Annotated in this window: 20 protein-coding genes; 5 read left to right on the forward strand and 15 right to left on the reverse strand. The window is 72.3% G+C overall.

The genetic code is table 11. The features are described from left to right. Nucleotides 1-12 precede the first annotated feature (12 nt). The 6 genes from holA to H4J02_RS09185 all read right to left on the reverse strand — a co-directional run bounded on the left by holA (nt 13) and on the right by H4J02_RS09185 (nt 8,669). Nucleotides 13-1,038 carry a DNA polymerase III subunit delta gene (gene holA / locus H4J02_RS09160; protein WP_187674301.1) on the reverse strand — a complete coding sequence of 342 codons (1,026 nt, stop codon included), beginning with the start codon at nt 1,036-1,038 and terminating at the stop codon, nt 13-15. 9 nt (nt 1,039-1,047) lie between these two features. Next, entirely contained in the window at nt 1,048-3,378 is a 2,331-nt protein-coding gene (locus H4J02_RS09165) for a ComEC/Rec2 family competence protein (protein ID WP_187674302.1), read from the reverse strand. Between the two features lie 11 nt (nt 3,379-3,389). Then, complete coding sequence (locus H4J02_RS09170) at nt 3,390-4,004, reverse strand: ComEA family DNA-binding protein (protein WP_187674303.1); 615 nt, start codon at nt 4,002-4,004, stop codon at nt 3,390-3,392. Between the two features lie 239 nt (nt 4,005-4,243). Further along, nucleotides 4,244-6,808, reverse strand: a complete 2,565-nt coding sequence (gene leuS, locus H4J02_RS09175; protein ID WP_187674304.1) for a leucine--tRNA ligase — start codon at nt 6,806-6,808, stop codon at nt 4,244-4,246. Nucleotides 6,809-6,891: 83 nt separating this feature from the next. Next, on the reverse strand, nt 6,892-7,431 hold the full coding sequence (locus H4J02_RS09180) for a YaeQ family protein (RefSeq protein ID WP_187674305.1): 540 nt from the start codon (nt 7,429-7,431) through the stop codon (nt 6,892-6,894). Between the two features lie 11 nt (nt 7,432-7,442). Beyond that, nucleotides 7,443-8,669, reverse strand: a complete 1,227-nt coding sequence (locus tag H4J02_RS09185) for an anthranilate synthase component I family protein (RefSeq protein WP_262406010.1) — start codon at nt 8,667-8,669, stop codon at nt 7,443-7,445. 155 nt (nt 8,670-8,824) lie between these two features. On the opposite strand from H4J02_RS09185, the gene H4J02_RS09190 reads away from it, so the two are divergent. After that, the gene (locus H4J02_RS09190) at nt 8,825-9,655 is read left to right on the forward strand and encodes an aminotransferase class IV (protein WP_187674307.1); all 831 of its coding nucleotides are present in this window, start codon (nt 8,825-8,827) and stop codon (nt 9,653-9,655) included. Nucleotides 9,656-9,669: 14 nt separating this feature from the next. Beyond that, the gene (locus tag H4J02_RS09195; RefSeq protein ID WP_187676518.1) at nt 9,670-10,341 is read left to right on the forward strand and encodes a DedA family protein; all 672 of its coding nucleotides are present in this window, start codon (nt 9,670-9,672) and stop codon (nt 10,339-10,341) included. A gap of 125 nt (nt 10,342-10,466) precedes the next feature. On the opposite strand, the gene H4J02_RS09200 is transcribed toward H4J02_RS09195, so the two are convergent. From H4J02_RS09200 to H4J02_RS09220, 5 genes are all read right to left on the reverse strand, one after another. Next, nucleotides 10,467-11,381, reverse strand: coding sequence for an ABC transporter substrate-binding protein (locus H4J02_RS09200; protein WP_187674308.1), 915 nt, complete (start codon nt 11,379-11,381; stop codon nt 10,467-10,469). A gap of 15 nt (nt 11,382-11,396) precedes the next feature. Then, nucleotides 11,397-12,131 carry an ABC transporter permease gene (locus tag H4J02_RS09205; protein WP_187674309.1) on the reverse strand — a complete coding sequence of 245 codons (735 nt, stop codon included), beginning with the start codon at nt 12,129-12,131 and terminating at the stop codon, nt 11,397-11,399. Next, the gene (locus tag H4J02_RS09210) at nt 12,128-12,820 is read right to left on the reverse strand and encodes an ABC transporter permease (protein ID WP_187674310.1); all 693 of its coding nucleotides are present in this window, start codon (nt 12,818-12,820) and stop codon (nt 12,128-12,130) included. The genes H4J02_RS09205 and H4J02_RS09210 overlap by 4 nt, the downstream gene beginning before the upstream one ends. Continuing rightward, complete coding sequence (locus H4J02_RS09215) at nt 12,817-13,638, reverse strand: ABC transporter ATP-binding protein (RefSeq protein WP_187674311.1); 822 nt, start codon at nt 13,636-13,638, stop codon at nt 12,817-12,819. The genes H4J02_RS09210 and H4J02_RS09215 overlap by 4 nt, the downstream gene beginning before the upstream one ends. A 133-nt stretch (nt 13,639-13,771) precedes the next feature. Further along, entirely contained in the window at nt 13,772-14,419 is a 648-nt protein-coding gene (locus tag H4J02_RS09220) for a TetR/AcrR family transcriptional regulator (protein ID WP_222942165.1), read from the reverse strand. 82 nt (nt 14,420-14,501) lie between these two features. On the opposite strand from H4J02_RS09220, the gene H4J02_RS09225 reads away from it, so the two are divergent. The 3 genes from H4J02_RS09225 (at nt 14,502) to H4J02_RS09235 (ending at nt 17,176) form a co-directional block, all read left to right on the forward strand. Next, on the forward strand, nt 14,502-15,557 hold the full coding sequence (locus tag H4J02_RS09225; protein ID WP_187674312.1) for an App1 family protein: 1,056 nt from the start codon (nt 14,502-14,504) through the stop codon (nt 15,555-15,557). Between the two features lie 127 nt (nt 15,558-15,684). Next, nucleotides 15,685-15,945 carry a hypothetical protein gene (locus H4J02_RS09230; protein WP_187674313.1) on the forward strand — a complete coding sequence of 87 codons (261 nt, stop codon included), beginning with the start codon at nt 15,685-15,687 and terminating at the stop codon, nt 15,943-15,945. Between the two features lie 115 nt (nt 15,946-16,060). After that, nucleotides 16,061-17,176, forward strand: coding sequence for a winged helix DNA-binding domain-containing protein (locus H4J02_RS09235; RefSeq protein WP_187674314.1), 1,116 nt, complete (start codon nt 16,061-16,063; stop codon nt 17,174-17,176). 3 nt (nt 17,177-17,179) lie between these two features. Here H4J02_RS09235 and H4J02_RS09240 read toward each other — a convergent pair whose 3' ends face one another. From H4J02_RS09240 to H4J02_RS09255, 4 genes are all read right to left on the reverse strand, one after another. Continuing rightward, nucleotides 17,180-18,373: a glycoside hydrolase family 3 N-terminal domain-containing protein gene (locus H4J02_RS09240; RefSeq protein ID WP_187674315.1), complete on the reverse strand. Its 1,194-nt coding sequence runs from the start codon at nt 18,371-18,373 to the stop codon at nt 17,180-17,182. 19 nt (nt 18,374-18,392) lie between these two features. Then, nucleotides 18,393-19,337: a carbohydrate ABC transporter permease gene (locus H4J02_RS09245; RefSeq protein WP_187674316.1), complete on the reverse strand. Its 945-nt coding sequence runs from the start codon at nt 19,335-19,337 to the stop codon at nt 18,393-18,395. After that, nucleotides 19,337-20,302, reverse strand: coding sequence for a carbohydrate ABC transporter permease (locus H4J02_RS09250; protein WP_187674317.1), 966 nt, complete (start codon nt 20,300-20,302; stop codon nt 19,337-19,339). The genes H4J02_RS09245 and H4J02_RS09250 overlap by 1 nt, the downstream gene beginning before the upstream one ends. Before the next feature lie 66 nt (nt 20,303-20,368). Next, nucleotides 20,369-21,715, reverse strand: coding sequence for an ABC transporter substrate-binding protein (locus H4J02_RS09255; RefSeq protein WP_187674318.1), 1,347 nt, complete (start codon nt 21,713-21,715; stop codon nt 20,369-20,371). Nucleotides 21,716-21,725 lie beyond the last annotated feature (10 nt).

Below are 21,725 nucleotides of genomic sequence, written 5' to 3' on the forward strand. Positions count from 1 at the left end.
AAGGACCCCGGGTCAGCGGGTGGTGCCGCGGGCGGCGATGACGCCGATCATGCGCTCGAGCGCGAAGACGGGGTCGCGGCCGGCGCCCTTGACCTGGGCGTCGGCGAGGGCGAGCGCCTCGATCGCGCGGGCGAGGCCCTCATCCGTCCAGCCCTGGAGGTCGCGGCGGGCTCGGTCGACCTGCCAGGCCTGCAGGCCGAACTGGCGCGCGAGGTCGTTCGACGAGCCGCGGGCGCCGGCGAGCTTCGCCATCGTGCGCACCTTCATCGCGAACGCGGCGACCATGGGCACGGGGTCGGAGCCGGATGCGAGCGCGTGCCGCATGAGGCCGAGCGCCTCGCCGGGGCGGCCGGCGATCGCGGCGTCGGCGACGGCGAAGGCGGTGACCTCGGTGCGGCCCGCGTAGTAACGGTCGACGACGGCCTCGGTGATGTCGCCGTCGGTATCGGAGACGAGCTGGCGGCACGCGGCGGCGAGCTCGGCGAGGTCGTCGGTGAAGGCGGACACGAGCGCGCGCACGGCGCCGGCGGTGGCCTTTCGCTTCGCAGCACGGAACTCGGCCGAGGCGAATGCGACCTTGTCGTCGTCGCGGTTGAGCTCGGCGCACACGACCTCGACGCCCCGGCCCGCTCCCCCGCGGATCGCGTCGAGCAGCTTCTTGCCGCGCACACCGCCGCCGTGACGCAGCACGAGCACGGTGTCGTCGGCGGGCGACTCGAGGTACGAGAGCGTCTCCTCGAGGAACGCGTCGGTGCACTTCTCGACCTGGCTCACGCGGATGAGGCGCGGCTCGGCGAAGAGCGACGGGCTCGCGAGCGTGAGCAGCTCCCCCGGCGCATAGGCGCCCGCGTCGATGTCGGACACCTCGAGGCTCGGGTCGGCGGCGCGCAGCTTCTCGCGCACGGCGCGGATCGCGCGCTCGGCGAGCAGCTCCTCGGGGCCCGTGACGAGCACGACGGGCGCCGGCTCGATGCGGTCCCACGACAGCTGCGGGATGACGGTCTTCGCGCTCTTCGCCGCTGTCGCACGTGCCGCCATACTCTCAGCCTAACGAGCGCCGCCGACCTCGCCGCGCTCCGTCCAGACACGCGGCCCCTCCCCAGGCGCCACAGGCGCGGCGACGAGGATGAGGCCGTCGAGGTCGGTGCGGAATGCGGCCGTTCCCGAGGCCGCGAGCGCATCGAGGGCGGCGTCGGTCGGGTGGCCGTAGTCGTTCTCCGCTCCGACGCCGATGAGGCCGACCGATGCCGCGGCGGCCGCGTAGAGCTCGGCGCTGAAGTCGGCGGAGCCGTGGTGGGCCACCTTGAGCACGTCGACGCGCGGCAGGCGCGTCGCGCCGACCATCCGGCGCTGAGAGGTCTCGTCGAGATCGCCCAGCAGGAGCGCGCTGAGGCACGGGTCGCATCCGTCGCCCGGGGTCACGAGCAGGGCGACGGATGCCGCGTTGCCAGGCTCGACGCCACGCTCGGACGGCCACAGCGCGCGCCACGCGAGGGCCCCGATGGCACCCGTCATGCCCTGCTCGGCGTCGACGACGCGCGCGCCGCGGGTGCGGAGCTCGTCACGGAGGCGGGTGTCGTCGGGCTCCGCCACGGGACCGACCAGGGCGACGTCGACGCGGCCGACCACGGCATCCGCTCCCCCGACGTGGTCGTGGTCGTAGTGGGTGAGCACGAGGAGGTCGATGCGCGCGACGCCCAGCTCGTCGAGGCACGCGGCGAGCAGCTGCGGGTCGGGGCCCGTGTCGACGAGGGCGACGACGTCGCGCGAGCGGATGAGCGTCGCGTCGCCCTGCCCGACGTCGCACATCGCGTACTGCCAGTCGACGGGCTGCGAGAGCGTCGTCGCGATGCGGATACCGGCGAGCGCTCCCCCGTAGCCGAGGAGGCCCACACACACGACGCCCGCCGCGAGGCGACGCCAGTGGGCGCCCGGCGAGCCCAGGGCGGCCACGAGCGCGACGGCGCTGAGCACGACGAGCGCGGCGACGCCGACCGCGCCGGCCGGCCACGGCATCCGCGCTCCCGGCAGCCCCGCGAACAGCTCGGCGACGGCTGCGATCCACGCGGCGGGGAGCCACGCGATGCTCGCGACGGCCTGCGCGAGCGGAGGCGAAAGCGGCGCGAGCAGGCACGCGATGAGGCCGAGCACGGTCGCGAGGGGCGCGGCAGGGCCCGCGAGCAGGTTGGCGGGCACGCCCCACAACGGGAGCGTGGGACTCAGGAGCAGCAGCACGGGCTGGCACGCGAGCTGTGCGGCGAGCGGCACGGCGATGACGAGCGCGAGCGGCGACGGCATCCAGCGCGCGAGCACGGATGCGAGGGGCCCCGCGAGCAGCAGCAGCCCCGTCGTTGCGAGCACCGAGAGCGCGAAGCCGTAGGAGCGCGCGAGCCACGGATCGATCACGAGGAGCACGACGACGGCGAGGCTGAGCGCCGCAACGCCGCGGGTGGCTCGGCCGAGCGAGAGGGCGAGCAGCACGACACCCGCCATGACGGCCGCGCGGAGCACACTCGGCTCGGGCGTGACGAGCACGACGAAGCCCGCGAGGGCGGCGAGCGAGACGGCGACGCGGGCGCCTCGCGACATCCCGAGCAGGGCGCAGGCAGCGAACACCGCGCCGACGACGACGGCGCAGTTGGCGCCCGACACCGCCGTGAGGTGCGTGAGGGACGACGCTTTCATGGCGGCGTCGAGCGGGCCGTCGACGCGGCTCGTGTCGCCGACGGCGAGACCCGGCAAGAGCAGCGCTCCAGCCCCCGGCAGGTGCTCGCTCAGAGCCACGAGCCCCTCGCGGAGCTCGGCCGCGGCCGCGAGCAGCGGGGGCGAGCGGCCCACGTGCTCGGCGGGCCCCGACGCGAACGCGAGCAGGGCGACCTCGTCGCCCGGGGCTGCGGGCCGCAGCCGCGCCTCGAGACGCCAGGTCTCCCCGATCCGCACGGTCGCTGCCGCGTCGAGGAAGACGAGCACGGGCGCGGAGCCTGCGGCGGGATCGTCGACGAGCGTCGCGTCTCCGCGGGCGCGGCCGTCGACGACGCCCCCCGTCACGACGACGTCGAGCTCGACCGCGGGGCCGCCGACCGCATGCGCCAGGTTCGTCGGCACTCGGGTGGGGAGCTGCAGCGCGACGACGGTCGCGACGAGCGCGGCGGCCGTGAGCCCGAGGGAGAGGTAGGCGCACGCCCGCACGCGCAGGGCCGCGACCGCGGCACCCGCGGCCGCCGCCCACAGCACGCACGTGACGACGCCGAGCGGAACGTCGGGCGCGAACCCGATGAGCACGCCGGCGGCCGCCCACGCGCCGAGCGCCGCGGGGACGAGACGCAGCTCGGCCGCACCGACGGGGCGCCCCACCGAGGCGACCACCTCATCCGTCACCGACACCCTGCTCACGGCGCCACCAAGGGGCGCAGCGCCTCGACCGTCTTCGCCCCGATGCCGCTCACGGCGAGCAGGTCGTCGACCGAGCGGATCGGGCCGTTCGCCTCGCGCCACTCGACGATGCGCTGCGCCATCGCGGGGCCGATGCGCGGCAGGGTGTCGAGCGTCGAGACGTCGGCCGTGTTGAGGTCGACGCGGCCGTCGGATGACGTGCCGACCGCCGAGGGAGGCACCTCGCCGACGGCGGGCACGAGGAGCTGCTCGCCGTCGGCGATCACGCGCGCGAGGTTGACCCCCGCGGGGTCGGCGCCGTCGGTGAGACCACCCGCCGCCGAGACGGCGTCGATGACGCGCGCGCCCTCGCGCAGCTCGTAGAGACCCGGACGCTCGACCTGCCCGAGCACGTGGATGAAGATCGGGGACTCGGATGCGGAGGCGACGAGGGCGGGGTCGGCGAGCGCATCCGGCGAGCCGTCGGGCGCGACGGTGCGCTCGGCGCCGCGCGGGGTGATCGCCGTCACGAAGACCGCGACGGCGGCGCCCGCGAGGAGGACGACGAGCGCCGCCCCGACCCCGCGGCGCACCCGGGCGCGTTGGGTGCTGGGGTCGGGACGGACGCTCACCCGGGGAACGGTACGGGCGGGGTGCGGGGGCGCGTGGGGGTGACGGTGGGAAGTGGGGATGGGAGCGCGGCGGGGCGGGTGGGGAGGACGGGTTACGGGGCGCACGAGGTCAGACGTGGGCTGGTTTCGACACGCGCCGTCGGCGCTACTCAACCAGCGGGGATTGCGGCCCCCGTCCGCTACTCAACCAGCGGGGATTGCGGCCCCCGTCCGCTACTCAACCAGCGGGATGGGCGGCGTCAGCCCCGCGTCGCGATGTTGACGACCTTGGGGGCGCGCACGATCACGTTGACGATCTCGCGGTCGCCGATGGCGCGCTGCACCGCGGCAGAGGCGCGGGCCAGGGCCTCGAGCTCGTCGCCGTCGATGTGGGGCGAGACCTCGAGACGGTCGCGCACCTTGCCGTCGACCTGCACGATCGCGGTGATCGACTCCTCGACGAGCAGCCGCTCGTCGGCCTTCGGCAGCGTCTGCAGCGCGACGGTGGCCTCGTGACCGAGCTTCGCCCACATGTCCTCGGCCGTGTACGGCGAGAAGAGCGACAGCAGCACGGCGAGCACCTCGGCGGCCTCACGCACAGCCGGGTCTCCCCCGCCCACGCCCGTGTCGATCGCCTTGCGCACCACGTTGACGTGCTCCATGAGGCGCGCGACGAGCACGTTGAACTTGAACGACTCGACGAGGCCCGGCGCATCCGCGAGCAGGCGGTGCGTCGCACGGCGCAGGGCCGTGTCGCCCACACCGAACTCGACGCCCGGCTCGGAGGTCACGTCGCCCGCGACGCGCCAAGCACGCGCGAGGAACTTCGCCGAGCCCGAGGGCGAGACGTCGGCCCAGTCGATGTCGTCCTCCGGCGGGCCGGCGAACGCCATCGTGAGGCGCACGGCGTCGACGCCGAACTCGTCGAGCTGATCGGAGAGACGCACGAGGTTGCCGCGGCTCTTCGACATCGCCGAGCCGTCCATGAGCACCATGCCCTGGTTGAGCAGCGCCGAGAACGGCTCGGTGAAGCTCACGTAGCCGAGGTCGAACAGCACCTTCGTGATGAAGCGCGCGTACAGCAGATGCAGGATCGCGTGCGTCACACCGCCCACGTACTGGTCGACGGGGGCCCACTTCTCGGCCTCCGCCACGTCGAACGCCTGCGTGTCGTCGTTCGGCGAGAGGAAGCGCAAGAAGTACCACGAGCTGTCGACGAAGGTGTCCATCGTGTCGGGGTCGCGGCGGGCCTTCGTGCCGTCGGGCAGGGTCACCTCGACCCAGTCGGTGGCGGCGCCGAGCGGCGAGGTGCCCTTCGGCTGCAGGTCGAGGCCCTCCGACGGCGGCAGCGCGACCGGCAGGGCGTCCTCGGAGACGGGGATCTCGCGTCCGTCCTCGGTGTGGAGGATCGGGATGGGCGTGCCCCAGTAGCGCTGGCGCGAGATGAGCCAGTCGCGCAGGCGGTAGGTCTTGGCGGCGCGGCCCGTGCCGGCCTCCTCGAGCAGCTCGATGACGCGACGGATGGCGTTCTGCTTGCTGAGGCCGTCGAGCGGGCCGGAGTTCACCATCCGTCCGTCGCCCGCGAGCGCCTCGCCCGTGACGGCCGGGTCCATCGACGCGAGGTCGGCCACGGCATCCGGGTCCTCGATCATCTCGGGCGTGATGACGGGGATCGCGCCGGTGATGGGCGCGGTCACGTCGACGACGACCTTGATCGGGAGGTCGAACTTGCGCGCGAAGTCGAGGTCGCGCTGGTCGTGCGCGGGCACGGCCATGACGGCGCCGTGGCCGTAGTCGGAGAGAACGTAGTCGGCCGTCCACACGGGGATGCGCTCGCCGTTGACGGGGTTGATCGCGTAGCGCTCGAGCGGGATGCCGGTCTTCTCGCGCGTCGTGTCCTGGCGCTCGATCTCGGTCTTCTTCTGCACCTGCGCGAGGTAGTCGGCGAACGCCGCCTGCACCTCGGGGGTCGAGCCGGCGGCGAGCTCCGCCGCGAGCTCCGAGTCGGGCGCGACGACCATGAAGGTCGCGCCGAAGAGCGTGTCGGGGCGCGTCGTGAAGACCGTGACCTTCTCGTCGTGGCCCTCGATGACGAAGTCGACGTCGGCGCCGACCGAGCGGCCGATCCAGTTGCGCTGCATCGCGATGACCTTGCTCGGCCAGTGGCCCTCGAGCTGGTTCAGGTCGTCGAGCAGACGGTCGGCGTAGTCGGTGATCTTGAAGTACCACTGCGTGAGCTTCTTCTTCGTGACGACGTTGTCGCAGCGCTCACAGCGCCCGTCGACGACCTGCTCGTTCGCGAGCACCGTCTGGTCGAACGGGCACCAGTTCACCCAGCTCGCCTTGCGGTACGCGAGGCCCTTCTCGTAGAGCTTGAGGAAGAGCCACTGGTTCCACTTGTAGTACTCCGGGTCGGAGGTGTGGATGACGCGGTCCCAGTCGAAGCTCGTCGCGTAGCGGCGCATCGACGAGCGCTGCTGGGCGATGTTGTCGTACGTCCACTCGCGCGGGTCGATGCCGCGCTTGATGGCGGCGCCCTCCGCGGGGAGGCCGAACGAGTCCCAGCCGATCGGGTGCAGCACGTTGAAGCCCTGCAGGCGCCAGTAGCGCGCGATGATGTCGCCGAGGGCGTACGCCTCCGCGTGGCCCATGTGCAGGTCGCCCGACGGGTACGGGAACATGTCGAGCACGTACTTGCGCGGACGCTTGTCGTCGGCATCCGAGGTGGAGAACGGCTTGAGCTCGTCCCACACGGGGAGCCAGCGCTCCTGGATGCGACGGAAGTCGTAGCCCTGCTCGTCTCCGGTGTGGTCGTGCTCGCTCACTGCGGTGTCTCTGCCTCTCGGGATTGCAACCTTTACAGAGTAGTCAACGTTCGCCGAGCGCTTCGTGTGCCCGTGCGAGGTGCTCACTCGATGGCGTGGTCGTGCACGGTCGTGCTGAGCGTCGTGCCGTTGAGCTCGAGGTAGAGCTGCTTCTCGGTGACGGAGACGGTCATCTCGTTGCGCCGCTCGAGCGCGCGCGTCGCGTCGTCGACGAAACCGGGGTCGAAGCTGTGCAGCACGATGTGCTCTGCGCGGTGGATCTTCTTGCCCGCCCACTGCGGCAGCAGCTTCGCGGGGTCGCGGTGCGTGTAGATGGTGGCGCGGCCGGCGGCCTTGCTGCCCGTGTGCAGGCGGGCGGCATCCGGTGCACCCACCTCGATCCACGCGGTCAGGCGGCCCGTGAGGTCGCGGATGACGACGGCCGGCTCGTCGGTGGCGGAGACGCCCTCCGTGAAGGCGATGCCCTCCTCGTACTCGAGGCAGTAGGCGAGCACGCGCGTGAGCATGAACGCCTCGGTCTCGGACGGATGCTGCGCCACGCGCAGCGCGAGCTCCTCGTAGACGCCGCGGTCGACATCCGCGAGGTGCACCGTGAAGGTGTGGATCGTCGCGCCGGCAGCCATGGCCCCCGAGCCTACGCGGACTCCGGATGCGCGCCGAGCGCGGCGAGCAGCGCGGCGGCCTTGAGGCGCGCCTCGGCGAGCTCGGCATCGGGGTCGGAGAGCGCCGTGATGCCGCCGCCCGTGCCGACGGATGCGCCCCTCGCGTCGAGCACGATCGTGCGGATCGTCATGGCCAGGTCGGCGGAGCCGTCGGCGGCGAGGTAGCCGAACGCGCCCGCGTAGGGGCCGCGGGGGCGGGCCTCGAGCCGCTCGAGGAGGTCCATCGCGCGGCGCTTGGGAGCGCCCGTCATCGAGCCGGCCGGGAAGCACGCCGCGACGGCGTCGACCGCGCCGAGGCCGTCGCGCAGGCGGCCCTCGATCGTCGACACGAGCTGGTGCACGTGCGCGTACGACTCCACCTCGAGCAGCCCCGTCACGGCGACCGAGCCCGTCTCGCACACGCGCGAGAGGTCGTTGCGCATGAGGTCGACGATCATGAGGTTCTCGGCGCGCTCCTTCTCGCTCTCGACGAGCTCGGTGCGCAGGCGCGCGTCGTCGGCGGGGTCCACACCGCGCGGGCGGGTGCCCTTGATGGGGCTCGTGCGCACGACGCCGTCGGACGCGACCTCGAGAAAGCGCTCGGGCGACGCCGACGCGAGGGTCGTGTCGCCGATGCGCAGGAGGCCTCCGTGGTGGGTCGCGCTCGACGCGCGCACGGCGTCGAACACGTCGAGCGCGTCGAAGTCACCCTCGACGCGGGCCTCGGTCGTGAGGCACAGCTGGTACGCCTCGCCCTCGCGGATCGCGTCGCGGCACGCCTCGATGTTGGCGAGGTAGCGGGCGGGAGTGTCGTGCCAATGGACAGAGGTGGTCGAGGAGTGAGCCGGAGGCACGCGTCTCGAGACCACCGGCTCGAGTCCTGCGTCCGCGGTGGTCTCGAGACGCGTCGCTTCGCGGCGCTCCTCGACCACCTGGATCGTGCGCTCCCGCCACTCGGCGAGCTCGCCCTCCCACGCGTCGCCGAGCGCGAGCAGCTCCGCCGAGCCATCGGCCTCCACGACGACGAGCCGGTCGACGCGCAGGAACGCGGCATCCGGATGCGGCCCCCGCGCGGCCACGGGCATCCCGACGGTCTCGCCCCGCAGCTCGTAGCCGAACCATCCGACGAGACCGAGCGGCACCGCCCCGAGCGGCTCGTCGACGCGCAGCGTCGTGAGCTCGCTCCGGAGTGTCGCGAGCACCTCCCCCTGCGGAGGCACGACCCGCGCCCCCGACCCGACGAAGGCACGACCCCCGGGCCCCGAATCGAGCCAGAACGCATCCCCCTCGGGATGCAGAGCGGCGAAGAGATCGCGTGCCCGATATACCTCTCCGAGCGGATGCCGCAGGAGCCGGGGACGCATAGCCTGAGTCTATGAGCGCGCCGTCATCCGCCCCCGTGGCGACCACGTCGCTGTGGCAGCGCGGGGAGCTCGTGGCGCGCGAGGACTGCGACATCGCGCCCGCGATCGTCGAGGTCGCCGATTCGTGGCTCGTCGAGGAGGGCGCCGTGCGCGGCCTCGACCTGCACCGCGAGCGCTTCCTCACCTCGATCCCCCGCTCCCGGGCGCGCGATCTCGACCTCGAGGCCTTCTGGGACGCCGCCATCGCGAGCATCCCGCGCCACGGCACCTGGTTCCCCCGCGTGGAGCTGCGCGAGCAGCTCGGAGCACCGCAGCTGCTCTTCCGGCTGCGCGAGGCGCCCGCCCTGCAGCGCTCGCTCGTGCTCACGACCCACACGGGCCGCGACCCCCGCACGACACCGACCGTCAAAGGCCCCGACCTCGCGTCGATGGTGCGGCTGCGCACCGAGGCACAACGCCGTGGAGCGGATGAGGCGGTGCTCGTGACGGCGGACGGTCACGTCGTCGAGGGCTCCACGACGAGCATCGTCTGGTGGGAGGGCGGCACGCTCGCCGTCGTCGACCGCGCGCTCCCCCGCATCCCCTCGACGACCGAGCGCACGGTCGTCGCGCTCGCGACCGCGCTCGGCGTGCCCGTCGAGGAACGCCGCGTGCGTCCCGAGGAGCTCGACGGGCTCGAGGTGTGGGCGCTCAACGCGCTGCACGGCATCCGCATCGTCACGGCGTGGCAGGGCGGGCCGCCGGCGACCGCCGAGGAGCCCGGCCGGCTCTCGCGCTGGCGCCTGCGTCTCGACGCGCTCCGTCGTCCGCTCCCCGAGGGGAAGGGCGGCACCGCGGCGTGAGCTGGTTCAACGAGATGCTCATGGCGATCCTCGACGCCGTGCAGTCGGTCGACCCCGTGCTGCGCACGCTGCTCGCGGGCGTCGGCATCATGCTCGAGACCTCGGTGCTCGTCGGGCTCGTCGTGCCCGGCGACACGATCGTCATCGTCGCGGCGACGGCCGTCGACAGCCCCCTCGAGTACGCGGCGCTCGTGGCCGTCGTCATCATCGGCGCTCTCGCGGGCGAGTCGATCGGCTTCGCGCTCGGGCGCTTCTTCGGCCCGCGCATCCGGCACTCCCGCCTCGGGCGCCGCATCGGCGAGACGCACTGGCAGCGCGCCGAGAACTACGTCGACCGGCGCGGCGGCATCGCGGTGTTCATCTCGCGGTTCCTGCCCGTGCTGCACTCGCTCGTGCCTCTCACCGTCGGCATGAGCACGATGAGCTACCGCCGATTCATCTCGTGGACGGCGCCCGCGTGCGTGCTGTGGGCGTTCGCCTACGTGACGGTCGGCTCGGTCGCCGCGGGGTCGTACCGCGAGCTCGCGAACCAGCTGCACTACGCCGGGTACGTGTTCGTCGGCGTCATCGTGCTGTTCCTGATCGTCGTGGTCGTCGTGAAGAAGCTGCTCGAGCGCTCCGAGGCGCGGCACTGGGCGCGGCCGGGCGACGGGGACGCGAACACGGTCGAACTGCCGGAGGAGTGAGAGCGGGTCAGGCGGGGGGCTGGTTTCGACACGCCGCCTCTGGCGGCTACTCAACCAGCGAGTGATCGCCGCCGGGTTGAGTAGCGAGCGCAGCTCGCGTGTCGAAACCAGCCCCCCTGAACCCCCTAGATCAGCCCCTGCTCCCTGAGCCACGCCGTCGCGATCGCCGCGGTCGACTCCTGGTCGACGGTCGACTTCACGTTGAGGGCGACGAGGCCCTCGGGCGTGAGCTTCGCGCTCACGGCGTTGATGACATCCGCGATCTCGTCGGCGATGTCGGCGTTCACAAGCGGCACGACGTTCGACGCGAGGAAGAGGCCCTTCGGGTCGTCGAGCGTCACGAGCTCCTCGGTCTGGATGCGCGGGTCGGCGCTGAAGACGTTGGCGATGTTGACGGTGCCCGCGACGAGGTCCTCGACGGTCGTGTCGCCCGTGGCCTGGAACTGCACCTCGACGCCGTACTTCTCCTGGAGGCCGCTCGGACCGTAGGGGCGCTCCTCGAGCTCCGGCGGACCCCCGAGCACGAGCGGCACGCCGATGCCGGCGAGGTCGTCGAGGCTCGAGAGACCGTGCTCGTCGGCGAAGGCCTTCGTGACGTTGTAGGAGTCCTGGTCGGTCGCGGGCGACTGGTCGAGCACCGTGAGACCGTCCGGCAGCGCCTCCTGGAGCGCGGCGTAGACGTCCTCGGAGGCGGTCGCCTCGGTCGTGTCGTCGTAGAACTGCAGCAGGTTGCCCGTGTACTCGGGGAACAGGTCGACGGTGCCGTCCTCGAGGGCGGGCAGGTAGGCGTCGCGCTGGCCGATGCTGAACTCGCGCTCGACCTCGAAGCCGGCGTTCTCGAGCGCCTGCGCGTAGATCTCGGCGATGATCTCGTTCGAGTAGTAGGCCTGCGACCCGACGACGATGGTGCTGCTGTCGGAATCCGGTTCCGTGGTGCCCGAGTCGAGCGGGTCCCCGGTTGCGCACCCTGAGAGGGCCAATGCCGCCCCCACCGCGGCCGCACCGAGTGCGAGCCGGCCCTTGTTCCGTGCTGTGAACATGTCGTTCTCTCTTCTCTACTTGGTGGCAGGTTCCACCGCCGCACGACGCCGGGACGGCGCCTCGCGGACGTCGGGGGTGCGTCCCGCGGTGACCCCGCGCGGGACGACGAGGTGCTGCGCGAGCGCGAAGAGCCCGTCGAGCACGAGGGCGAGCGCGACCACGATGAGCGCCCCGCCGAGGATCTGGTCGAAGCGCCGCAGCTGCAGCCCCTGGATGATGTAGTAGCCGACCCCGCCGAGGTTGACGTACGCGGCGATCGTGACGGTCGCGACGACCTGCAGGGCCGCCGAGCGGAGCCCGCCGATGAGCAGCGGCAGGCCGAGCGGCACCTCGATGCGCCACACGATCTGCCACTCGGTCATGCCCATCGCGCGGCCCGCGTCGATGACGCGGCGGTCGATCGCCTCGAAGCCCGAGTAGGCGCCCGCGAGGATCGACGGGATCGCGAGCAGCACGAACGCCGTCACCGCGGCCTCCGGCTTGTGCAGCACGCCGAACAGCAGCACGAGCAGCACGAGCAGGCCGAACGACGGGATCGCGCGCGCGGCTCCCGAGACGGCGACGGCGACCTCGCGCCCGCGTCCCGTGTGGCCGATGAGCCAGCCGAGCGGGATCGCGATCGCGGCCGCGACCGCGAGCGACACGAAGGTGTAGAACAGGTGCTCCCCGATCGCGCGGTCGATCGGGTGCGACCCCGTCATCCGATCGGGGCTGAAGATCCACGCGAAGGCGTCGGCGAAGAGGTTCATGCGGCACCCCCGTCCGGCAGGGCGACGCGTGCCGCCCGCACCGCGCGGCGCCCGCGATCGCGTCGCGCCCACGGCATGAGCAGCCGCCCCGCGAGCACGAGCAGCGCGTCGACGATGAGCGCGATCGCCATGACCGCGACGACCCCCGCGAACACCTCGGGGATGATGCGCCGCTGGAGGCCGTTCGTGAAGAGGTAGCCGAGGTTGTCGACGCCGATGAGGATGCCGACGGTCGCGAGCGAGATCGTCGAGACCGCCGCGACGCGCAGGCCCGCGAGCACGACGGGCCCCGCGAGCGGGAACTCGACGGTCCAGAAGCGCCGCCACGGGCCGTAGCCGATCGCGACGGCCGCCTGCCGCACAGCCGGATCGACCGAGCCCAGCGCATCCGCCACCGACCGTGCCAGGATCGCGACCGCGTAGATCGTGAGCGCGATGACGAGGTTCGCCTCGGACAGGTAGCTGATGCCGAGCGTCGGCGGAAGCAGCGCGAAGAGCGCGAGCGACGGGATGGTGTAGAGCAGGCCCGTGACCGTGAGCACGGCCCCGCGCGTGAGCCTGTAGCGGAACGCGACCCAGCCGAGCGGGATCGCGATGAGGAAGCCGAGAACGATCGGCAGCGCGCTCTGCCGCAGGTGCTCGAGCGCGAGCCCGGCGATGAGGTCGAGGTTCGCGAGCACCCAGGTCATGCCTCGCCCTCCAGCAGCACCCCCTGGGTGCGACCGGCCGTGTCGACGAGCACCGTGCCGTTCGGCGTGCTCTTGGTGCGCAGGGCGCGCGACCCCCGCTCGGCGCCGATGAACGAGGCGACGAACTCGCTCGCGGGCGCCTCGATGATCTCGGACGGCGAGCCGAGCTGTGCGATCTGGGCGCCCGTCTCGAGGATCACGACCTGATCGCCCAGCAGGAACGCCTCGTCGATGTCGTGCGTCACGAAGACGACGGTCTTGTCGAGCTCGCGCTGCAGACGGATGGTCTCCTGCTGCAGCTCGGCGCGCACGATGGGGTCGACGGCGCCGAAGGGCTCGTCCATGAGCAGGATGTTGGGGTCGGCCGCGAGGCCGCGCGCGACGCCCACGCGTTGCTGCTGACCGCCCGAGAGCTGGCTCGGGTAACGCTTCGCGAGGGAGCGGTCGAGCCCGACGGTGTCGAGCAGCTCGAGCGCGCGCAGGCGCGCCTCACGCCGCGGCACGCCGTTCAGCACGGGCACGGTCGCGACGTTGTCGACGACCGTGAGGTGCGGCAGGAGGCCGCCGTTCTGCATGACGTAGCCGATGCCGCGCCGCAGCTTCACGGGGTCGCGCCCCTGCACGCTCTCGCCGTCGATCTCGATCGTGCCCGAGGTGGGTTCGACCATGCGGTTGATCATGCGCAGGAGCGTCGTCTTGCCGCTGCCCGACGAGCCCACGAGCACCGTAGTCTTGCGCGCCGGGATGACGAGGCTGAAGTCGTCGACCGCCACGGTGCCTTCGGGGAAACGCTTCGTCACCGACCGGAACTCGATCATGCCCGCCCTCCGCTGGACCGGTGCGGGGTGACCGGTCTGCCTCCACTCAACCGTATGGAGGCCCACCGACGCTGGGCATTACGAAAACGTCACCCGTGCGCTATGCAGCGCACGACGGATGCCGCCCCGCGGCTCAGGAGGGAAGCGGCAGGTACTCGGCGAGAACGCTGCGCATGACCGCGCGTGCCGCGTCGAGGCGTGCGGCGTCGCCCTTCGCGTCGCGCGCGAAGGCACGCGCGATGAGCGCGTCGGCGGCCTCGTAGGCGAGCTCGAAGCCCGTGCGGGCGCGCTCGTCGTCGGCGAGCTCGAAGCGGTCGACGAGCGCCTCGAAGATCGTGCGGGCGACGACCGAGTTGCGGGGCTCGCCCTCGGCGGGGCGCAGGTCGAGCACGTCGCCGAGGCGGATCGAGGCGAACCCGGTCTCTGTGCGGAAGAACTCGACGAGCGCGTCGAACGACGCCGAAAGCGCGGCGAACCAGTCCTCGTGCTGCGGCTCGGCGACGACCGCGAGGAGGCGCTCGGTGAGGCGCTCCTCGTTGCGGGCCGCGAGGCTCTGCAGCACGGCGATGCGGTCGGGGAAGTAGCGGTAGACGGTGCCGATCGAGGCGCCCGCACCATCCGCGACCATCGCGGTCGTCAGGCGCTCGTATCCGATCTCGGCGACGACCGCCGCGGCGGCGTCGAGAAGCGCAGCGAGCCGCGCGGTGCTGCGGGCCTGCATGGGCTCGTTGCGGATCAGGCTCGCGTGGATGTCGCGGGCAGCGGACAGAGTCTCGGGCACGGGTTCACTCCTCGTCGTCGTCGCGATTCTAGCCCGTAGAACCCTTTGTCTGGGCTGAAGGATGACGTGACACACTGGACGGATGGAGCCCCCCGCCGAGGCCTCGCCCGCCGCCCCGGCGAAGCCGCCGCGACATCACCTCGCGTCCCGCATCGAGGACGCCGTGCACCGTTTCCGCGAGCGCCGCGGACGCCGTCGCGGGCTCGTGCCCACGATCGTGCCGTTCCCGGGCTACGGGGGCGACGGATGGATGCGCGTGCTCGGCCGAGTCGTGCTCGTGAAGCCCGGCCGCCGCGCCCCCGACAGGTACACGAGCATCCGGGGTTGGCGCAGCTTCACGAGCATCCCCGTGGGCGCCGCCGAGATCCACGTGCAGGCGGGCGACGTCGAGCACGTCATCCACGCCGACCGCGGCGGTGTCATCGACGCACGCGTCGAGGCGGAGCTCGCGCCGGGCTGGTCGTCGGTGCTCCTGACGCTCGAGGGGGCGGATGCCATCGAGGCGCCCGTCTTCGTCGTCGGCGGGGACGTGCGGTTCGGCCTCGTCTCCGACATCGACGACACGGTCGTCGTCACGGCGCTCCCCCGCCCCCTGCTCGCAGGCTGGAACACCTTCGTCGTCAACGAGCACGCGCGGCGGCCCGTGCCCGGGATGCCGGTGCTCTACGACCGGCTCATGGCGGCGCATCCGGGCTCCCCGATCATCTACCTCTCGACGGGCGCGTGGAACACCGTGCGCACGCTCGACCGCTTCCTGTCGCGCAACCTCTACCCGCGCGGCACCTTCCTGCTGACCGACTGGGGGCCGACGCCCGAGCGCTGGTTCCGAAGCGGTCAGGAGCACAAGAAGCAGAACCTCGCGCGCCTCGCCGCCGAGTTCCCGCACGTGCGCTGGCTGCTCGTCGGGGACGACGGTCAGCACGACGAGCTGCGGTACCGCGAGTTCGCGGATGCGCACCCCGGCAACGTCGCGGCGGTCGCGATCCGCGAGCTGACGCCGGGCGAGGCGGTGCTCGCGGGTGGTCGCTCGCAGCGCGCGTCGCACGACGACTCGGCCCCGTGGGTCTACGGGGTCGACGGCGCGGAGCTCGCGGAGCAGCTCGCCGAGCTCGGGATCCTCTCCACGCCGCGCGCCTGAGACCCGGTTCTTTCCAGCCGCGACGCGACCGTTGTCCCCCGCTCGGGGGCCCTGCTACCGTGGTGCCACCCCCGCGCCGGCTCCCCCGTCGGCACCACCCACCCCCACCCCCATCCCGGAGCCCCGAATGTCCGGTCTGCTCGCCCTGCTGCTCGTCGCCCTCGCCGCGGCCGCCCTCGCGGCCATCGCGAGCGCCCTCGTCGTGCTGCGCCGTGCGGGTCGGCTCGGGATGCGGCAGGCGCTCGCGTCGGGCGGTCTCGCCGTGCTCACGGCGCTCGCCACGACGGCCGGCATCGCCGCGCTGCAGCCCGCAGCCCCGGTGGCGACGGTCGTGGAGCCCGCTGCGGTCGTCGACGTGCAGCTGCCGACGCTCGCACTCGAGGAATAGCGGCGAGATCGCGCCGACCTGGTGGGAGTCTCGAGACGCGTCGGGCTGCGCCCGGCGCTCCTCGACCACCTGAGTCTCCGGTACGGATGTCGCCCGCCCCCGCCAGACTGTGCCCATGACCACGCGACCCCCCGCACGCGCCCGCCGGCTGCTCACGGGCCTGCGCCTCGCCGCTCAGCACATCGCGCGCCCGCTCGCCGACCCGGTCGAGGCCGTGCGGTCGATGCTCGCGATGCAGGGCCAGGACTACCTCGGGGTGCTGTGCTCGGCGGGCCTGCGCAGCGGCGCGAGCGAGTCCGAGGTCGAGGCGGCCCACGCATCCGGCGCCCTCGTGCGCTCGTGGCCCATGCGCGGCACGCTGCACCTCGTCGCCGCCGAGGACCTCGGATGGCTGCTGTCGCTCACGAGCGAGCGCATCGTGCGGATGACGGCGGGTCGGTACCGCGAGCTCGAGCTCGACGAGCGCGACTTCGCGCGCGCCGCGGCCGTGGCACGCGACCGGCTCGCGGGCGGCGGGCGCGCGGACCGCGCAGAGCTGCTCGCCGCCTTCCAGGAGGCCGGCATCGGCACCGAGGGCCAGCGCGGCCCGCATCTGCTCGGCCATCTGGCCTACACAGGACTCATCGTGCTGAGCGGGCGCACCGAGTACGCGCTGCTCGACGAGCACGTGCGCGAGCCGCGACGCCTCGACCCGCAGTCCGCGGCCGACGAGCTCGCGCTGCGCTACTTCACGGGCCACGGCCCCGCGACCGTGCGCGACCTCGCGTGGTGGTCGGGGCTGCCGCTCACGCGCGTGCGCGAGGCGGCGGCGCGCGTGCGCGACCGCCTCGACGCGATCGAGGTCGAGGGTGTCGAGTACCTCATGCGCCCGGGGCTCGAGGCCGACGGCGACGGCGTGCACCTCCTGCCCGGCTTCGACGAGTACCTGCTCGGCTACACCGACCGTTCGGCGGCGCTCGCGCCCGAGCGCGCGGATGCGGTCGTGCCGGGCGGCAACGGCATGTTCCGGTCGACGATCGTGGCGCGCGGCGAGGTGCTCGGCGTGTGGACGCGCGAGCGGCGCAAGGCCGCGGTGCGGATCGCGCTCGAGCCGTTCGCGCCGCTCAGCGGGCGCGACGAGCGCGGGGTCGCATCCGCCGCGCGGCGGTACGGGCGGTTCCTGGGGAGTGCGGCCGAGGTGGATGGCCTCGAGGCGCGTCCGCCGCGCGGGCGCTCCTCGATCGCCTCGTGACGCCTACCCCACCGCGTCGAGGCACGCGCCCTCGCACCGCGCGAAGGCGGCATCCGAGGTCGCGACCGAGCGTCGCAGCTCCAGCACGCGCCGCGCGGCCTCCTCGAGGCGCATGAGCGGCACGGTCCCGTCGACGATGACGGCGCGCTCGATGCGCTCGGCGAGCGCCCACGGGTCGATCGGGCCCACGTACAGCAGAAGGTCGGCGCCCGCCGCGAGCGCCGCGACGCCGTCGACGTACGGATCCTCGTAGGCGGGCTCTCCGCTCGACGTCAGCATCCAGAGGTCGTCGGTGACGGCGACACCCTCGAAGCCGAGGTCCTCGCGCAGCACGCGGTACCACTCGCGCGAGAGGGTCGCGGGCACGGGGTCGACCGCCGTGAAGCGCAGGTGCCCCATCATGACGAGCTCGGCACCCGCCGCGATGCCGGACTCGAACGGCGGGGCGTGCACGGCTCGCCACTCCCCCGCCCCCATGTCGGTCGTCGGGATGAGCGCGTGCGAGTCGCCCGCGGCGGCCCCGTGCCCCGGGAAGTGCTTGAGCGTCGAGAGCACCGTGCCGTGCTCCCCCGCGACCGCCGCGGCGACGCGCTCCGACACCGAGGCCGGGTCGCCTCCGAACGCGCGCGGGGCGAGGAACGAGCGGGGGTCGCCCACGACATCCGCGACGACGCCGAAGTTGACGGTGAACCCGCCGGATGCCGCGAGCCGCGCGCGCTCGGCGAACGCGGCCTGCGTGGCATCGGGCGGCATCCCCGCGAGCGTGGCGGCGCTCGGCCCGGCGTCGGGCAGACGCGCGACGATGCCGCCCTCCTGGTCGACGGCCGTGAGCGGCGGAAGGCTCGAGTCGGCCGTGAGCGCCCCGGTGAGGGCCGCCGCGTAGGAAGGCGAGCGCTGCGTGTCGTCGCCCATGAGGATGACGCCGCCCACCCCAGATGCCGCCACGAGCTCGCGCGCGGACGCCGGGTCACGGCTCGGCACGCGCATCATGATGACGCTCGCAGCGAGCTCGCGCACCGACATCCGCGCGAGGGCCGCCTCGACGTAGGCGGCATCCGCGTCGACGGGCGAGGCGGGTGGCGCATCCGCCCACGTACGCGGCGGCGCCGCCGAAACCGGTCGAGCGCCCTGCGTGCAGGCGAGCAGGGCCGCGGCGGCCACGAGAGCCGCCGCGAGCCCCGCCGCCCGCATCCGCATGCGACGAGCGTAGAAGGCGCTAGCCCTTCACCGCTCCCCCGAGCCCCGCCCCGCGCAGGAACACGCGCTGGAAGACGAGGAACAGCACGACCGGGATGATCGTCGAGATCGCGAGCGCCGCGAGCGTCACATCGAGCTCGGTCTGCGACTGGATGTTCGGGAGCCGCACGCCGAGCGGTTGCACGGCCGCATCCGGCAGCACGAGCTTCGGCCACAGGTAGTCCTTGAGCGACGCGATGATGATGAACACCGACACGACGCCCACGATGGGGCGCGACATGGGAAGCACGATCGACCAGAACATGCGGAACGGCCCTGCCCCGTCGGTGCGTGCCGCCTCGAACACCTCGTACGGCAGGCTGTCGAAGAACCGTTTGACGACGAGGATGTTGAACGCGTTCGCCGCCGTGGGGAGCCACACGCCGAGGTAGGTGTTGAGCAGGCTCGGGCCGAACGCGGGCCGCGCGACCGTGATGAAGAGCGGCACGAGCAGCACGACCGACGGCACGAAGAGCGTCGCGAGCACGGCCGCCTGCAGCACCCGAGCGTAGGCGGGCCGGAGGATCGACAGCACGTAGGCGCCGCTCGTCGCGACGACGAGCCCGATGACCCACTGGCCCGCCGCGAGCGCGATCGTGTTGAAGAAGTACTTCCCCACCTCGACCTCGACCCACGCCTGCTCGAGGTTCGCCCAGTCGATGCCGCTCGGCCACAGGGCGAGGGGGTGCTGGATGGTGTCCTGCGTCGTCGAGATCGCGGCCTTCGCGAGCCACAGGAGCGGCCCGAGGCCCACGATCACGAGACCGACCAGCAGGAACACGTGCGACGCCACCTGCCCCGCCCGCACCGGCCGGCGGCGCCGGTCGTGCAGCGACAGGATGCCGCGCTCGGTGTCGAGGTCGGGGTTCTCCTTCGGCCCGCGGCCTCGCGCCCGCAGCGCGGGCAGCTTGAGGGTCGTGCTCATCAGTCGGTGCTCCACTTCTGCGTGGCCTTGAAGTACAGGAAGGATGCGGCGGCGAGGAAGAGCGCGAGCATGACCGAGAGCGCGGTCGCCTCGCCGTACTTCCCGCCGAGGCTGTTCTCGAACGCGTAGCGGTAGATGAGCAGCAGCACCGTCACCGTCGCGTTGTTGGGCCCGCCGCCCGTGAAGAGGTACGGCTCGAGGAACACCTGCGCGGTCGCGATGATCTGCAGGATGAGCATGACGAAGATCACGCCGCGCAGCTGCGGGAGCGTCACGTGCCACACCTTGTGCCAGATGCCCGCGCCGTCGACCTCGGCGGCGTCGTACAGCTCCGGCGGCACCGCGAGCAGCGCGGCGAGGTAGATGATGATCGAGCCGCCCGCGGCGGCCCACGTCGCCTCGAGCACGAGGGCCGGCATGGCCTGGGCGGCATCCTGGATCCACGGCTGGGGCGGAATGCCGACCCAGCCGATGATCGTGTTGAAGACGCCCGTCGGCGAGGCGGAGTAGAAGAACTTCCACAGCAGCACCGCCACGACGGGCGGCACGATGACGGGCAGGTACGCGAGGGCCGAGTAGAGGCCCTTCATGCGCTTCACCTCGCTCATGAGCACCGCCATGAAGATCGGCAGCGGGAAGCCGAAGACGAGCGCGAGGAGCGCGAAGTACGCGGTGTTGACGATCGCGCGGCCGAGCAACGGGTCGCTCAGCACGTTGATGAAGTTGTCGAGCCCGACGAACTGGTAGGTGATGAGGTTCGTCTTCTGGAAGCTCATCCACAGCGACTGCAGGATGGGCCACCAGCTGTAGACGCTGAAGACGAAGATCATCGGCAGGGCGAACAGGAGCGTCACGAGGCCGCCGCGGCTCACCCAGCCCCGGATGCTGCGGTTGCGCCGCCGAGGCTGCGGGGCCCGCGGACGCAGGCGCTGCTCGACGGCACGCCGTTCGTCGAGGACGGTCATGGTGTTTCCTTCGGGTCGGGGTGGGGCCGCCGGACGCACGCACGGCATCCGGCGGCCCCTGACGGGTCAGCCGCCGATGAGCGCCTGGGCGTCCTTGTCGGCCTGGGCGAGGAGCGCGTCGATGTCGGCGTTCTCGTCGGTCAGCACGGCCTGCACGACCGGGTCGAGGAGCGCGTAGACCTCCTGCGTGTGGCTCTTCGGCTCGCCCACGGGGGTCTGCTCGAAGATGTGGTCGATGAAGCCCTGCATCTGCTCGCGCGGCACGTTGACGTACGGCTCGATCCAGGTGAGCGACTCCTCGTAGGTCTCCTGGTCGAGCACCGGCAGCACCGGGGTGCCCACCGCCTGGCCGGCGTCGGCGAGCGCCTTCGCGTCGGCGACCGCGGCATCCTCGTTCAGGAGCTTCTGCATGTAGTACCAGTCGATCCACTTCACCGCGGCGTCCTTGGTGGAGTCGTCGAGGCTCGGGGGGATGACGGCGATGTCGCCGCCGCCGAGCACCTTGCCGCCGTCCTCCATGGGGATCGTCGTGAGGCCGTACACGGATGCGTCGAGCGAGAAGTCGCGCACGAGCGCCGTGTAGAGGTCGGACCCGGAGGTGTACATGCCGATGTTGCCGGCGGCGAACTCCTGGTTGATCGAACCCCAGTCGAGCAGGAAGTTGTCACCCATCGAGTCGTCCTCCCAGCGCAGGTCGTGGAAGAACTCGAGGGTCGCCTTCACGCCGTCGTTGGCGATCGTCGAGGTCGTGCCGTCGTCCGACTGCATGAAGCCGCCGCGCGACGCCGCCTGCGCGGTGAGCTGCCACCCGCCCGTGTTGTTCTGGGTCATCGTGGCGTAGCCCGCCTTGCCGGTCTTCTCGGCGATCTGCTTGGCGTACTCGCGCACCTCGTCCCACGTCGTGGGCGGGGAGTCGGGGTCGAGCCCGGCCTGCTCGAAGAGCTCGCGGTTGTACTGGAGGCCGAGCGCGTACGCCTGGCGCGGGAACCCGTACAGGTGCCCGTCGCCGCCCGTCACGGCGTCGAGGATGATCGGGTTGAACTTGTCGGCGTAGCCGAGCTCGTTGATCTCCTCCGTGACGTCGCCGAGCTGGCCGTTCTCGAGCAGGGTCTTCGCGTCGGTGAAGGGCACCGTGAAGACGTCGGGCAGGCTGCCCGCGGCGAGCTGAGCGGTGAAGGTCGGGCCCTCCCACTCGTACTCGACGCCGATGACGTCGATGTCGGGGTACTTCTTCTCGAACTGCTCCTCCTGCGCCGCGAACGCGTCGTACGCGGCCTGGTCGGCGCCGGGCGGGAAGGTGGCGACGCGGAGCTCGACCTTGCCGTCGGAGGAACCTCCGGTGCTGCAGGCGGCGAGCGAAGCGACCGTCGCGAACGCCGCGGCGATCGCGATCACCTTGGTGGGTGACTTCATTGTCTTGCCT

It is taken from the genome of Protaetiibacter sp. SSC-01 (genome assembly GCF_014483895.1).
Lineage (GTDB): Bacteria > Actinomycetota > Actinomycetes > Actinomycetales > Microbacteriaceae > Homoserinibacter.

Coding starts and splice junctions, on each gene's coding strand:
- holA (WP_187674301.1), bottom strand. CDS start 1,038: ATGGCGGCACGTGCGACAGCGGCGAAGAGCGCGAAGACCGTCATCCCG.
- H4J02_RS09180 (WP_187674305.1), bottom strand. CDS start 7,431: ATGGCTGCCGGCGCGACGATCCACACCTTCACGGTGCACCTCGCGGAT.
- H4J02_RS09190 (WP_187674307.1), top strand. CDS start 8,825: ATGAGCGCGCCGTCATCCGCCCCCGTGGCGACCACGTCGCTGTGGCAG.
- H4J02_RS09195 (WP_187676518.1), top strand. CDS start 9,670: ATGCTCATGGCGATCCTCGACGCCGTGCAGTCGGTCGACCCCGTGCTG.
- H4J02_RS09200 (WP_187674308.1), bottom strand. CDS start 11,381: ATGTTCACAGCACGGAACAAGGGCCGGCTCGCACTCGGTGCGGCCGCG.
- H4J02_RS09205 (WP_187674309.1), bottom strand. CDS start 12,131: ATGAACCTCTTCGCCGACGCCTTCGCGTGGATCTTCAGCCCCGATCGG.
- H4J02_RS09210 (WP_187674310.1), bottom strand. CDS start 12,820: ATGACCTGGGTGCTCGCGAACCTCGACCTCATCGCCGGGCTCGCGCTC.
- H4J02_RS09215 (WP_187674311.1), bottom strand. CDS start 13,638: ATGATCGAGTTCCGGTCGGTGACGAAGCGTTTCCCCGAAGGCACCGTG.
- H4J02_RS09225 (WP_187674312.1), top strand. CDS start 14,502: ATGGAGCCCCCCGCCGAGGCCTCGCCCGCCGCCCCGGCGAAGCCGCCG.
- H4J02_RS09230 (WP_187674313.1), top strand. CDS start 15,685: ATGTCCGGTCTGCTCGCCCTGCTGCTCGTCGCCCTCGCCGCGGCCGCC.
- H4J02_RS09235 (WP_187674314.1), top strand. CDS start 16,061: ATGACCACGCGACCCCCCGCACGCGCCCGCCGGCTGCTCACGGGCCTG.
- H4J02_RS09240 (WP_187674315.1), bottom strand. CDS start 18,373: ATGCGGATGCGGGCGGCGGGGCTCGCGGCGGCTCTCGTGGCCGCCGCG.
- H4J02_RS09245 (WP_187674316.1), bottom strand. CDS start 19,337: ATGAGCACGACCCTCAAGCTGCCCGCGCTGCGGGCGCGAGGCCGCGGG.
- H4J02_RS09250 (WP_187674317.1), bottom strand. CDS start 20,302: ATGACCGTCCTCGACGAACGGCGTGCCGTCGAGCAGCGCCTGCGTCCG.
- H4J02_RS09255 (WP_187674318.1), bottom strand. CDS start 21,715: ATGAAGTCACCCACCAAGGTGATCGCGATCGCCGCGGCGTTCGCGACG.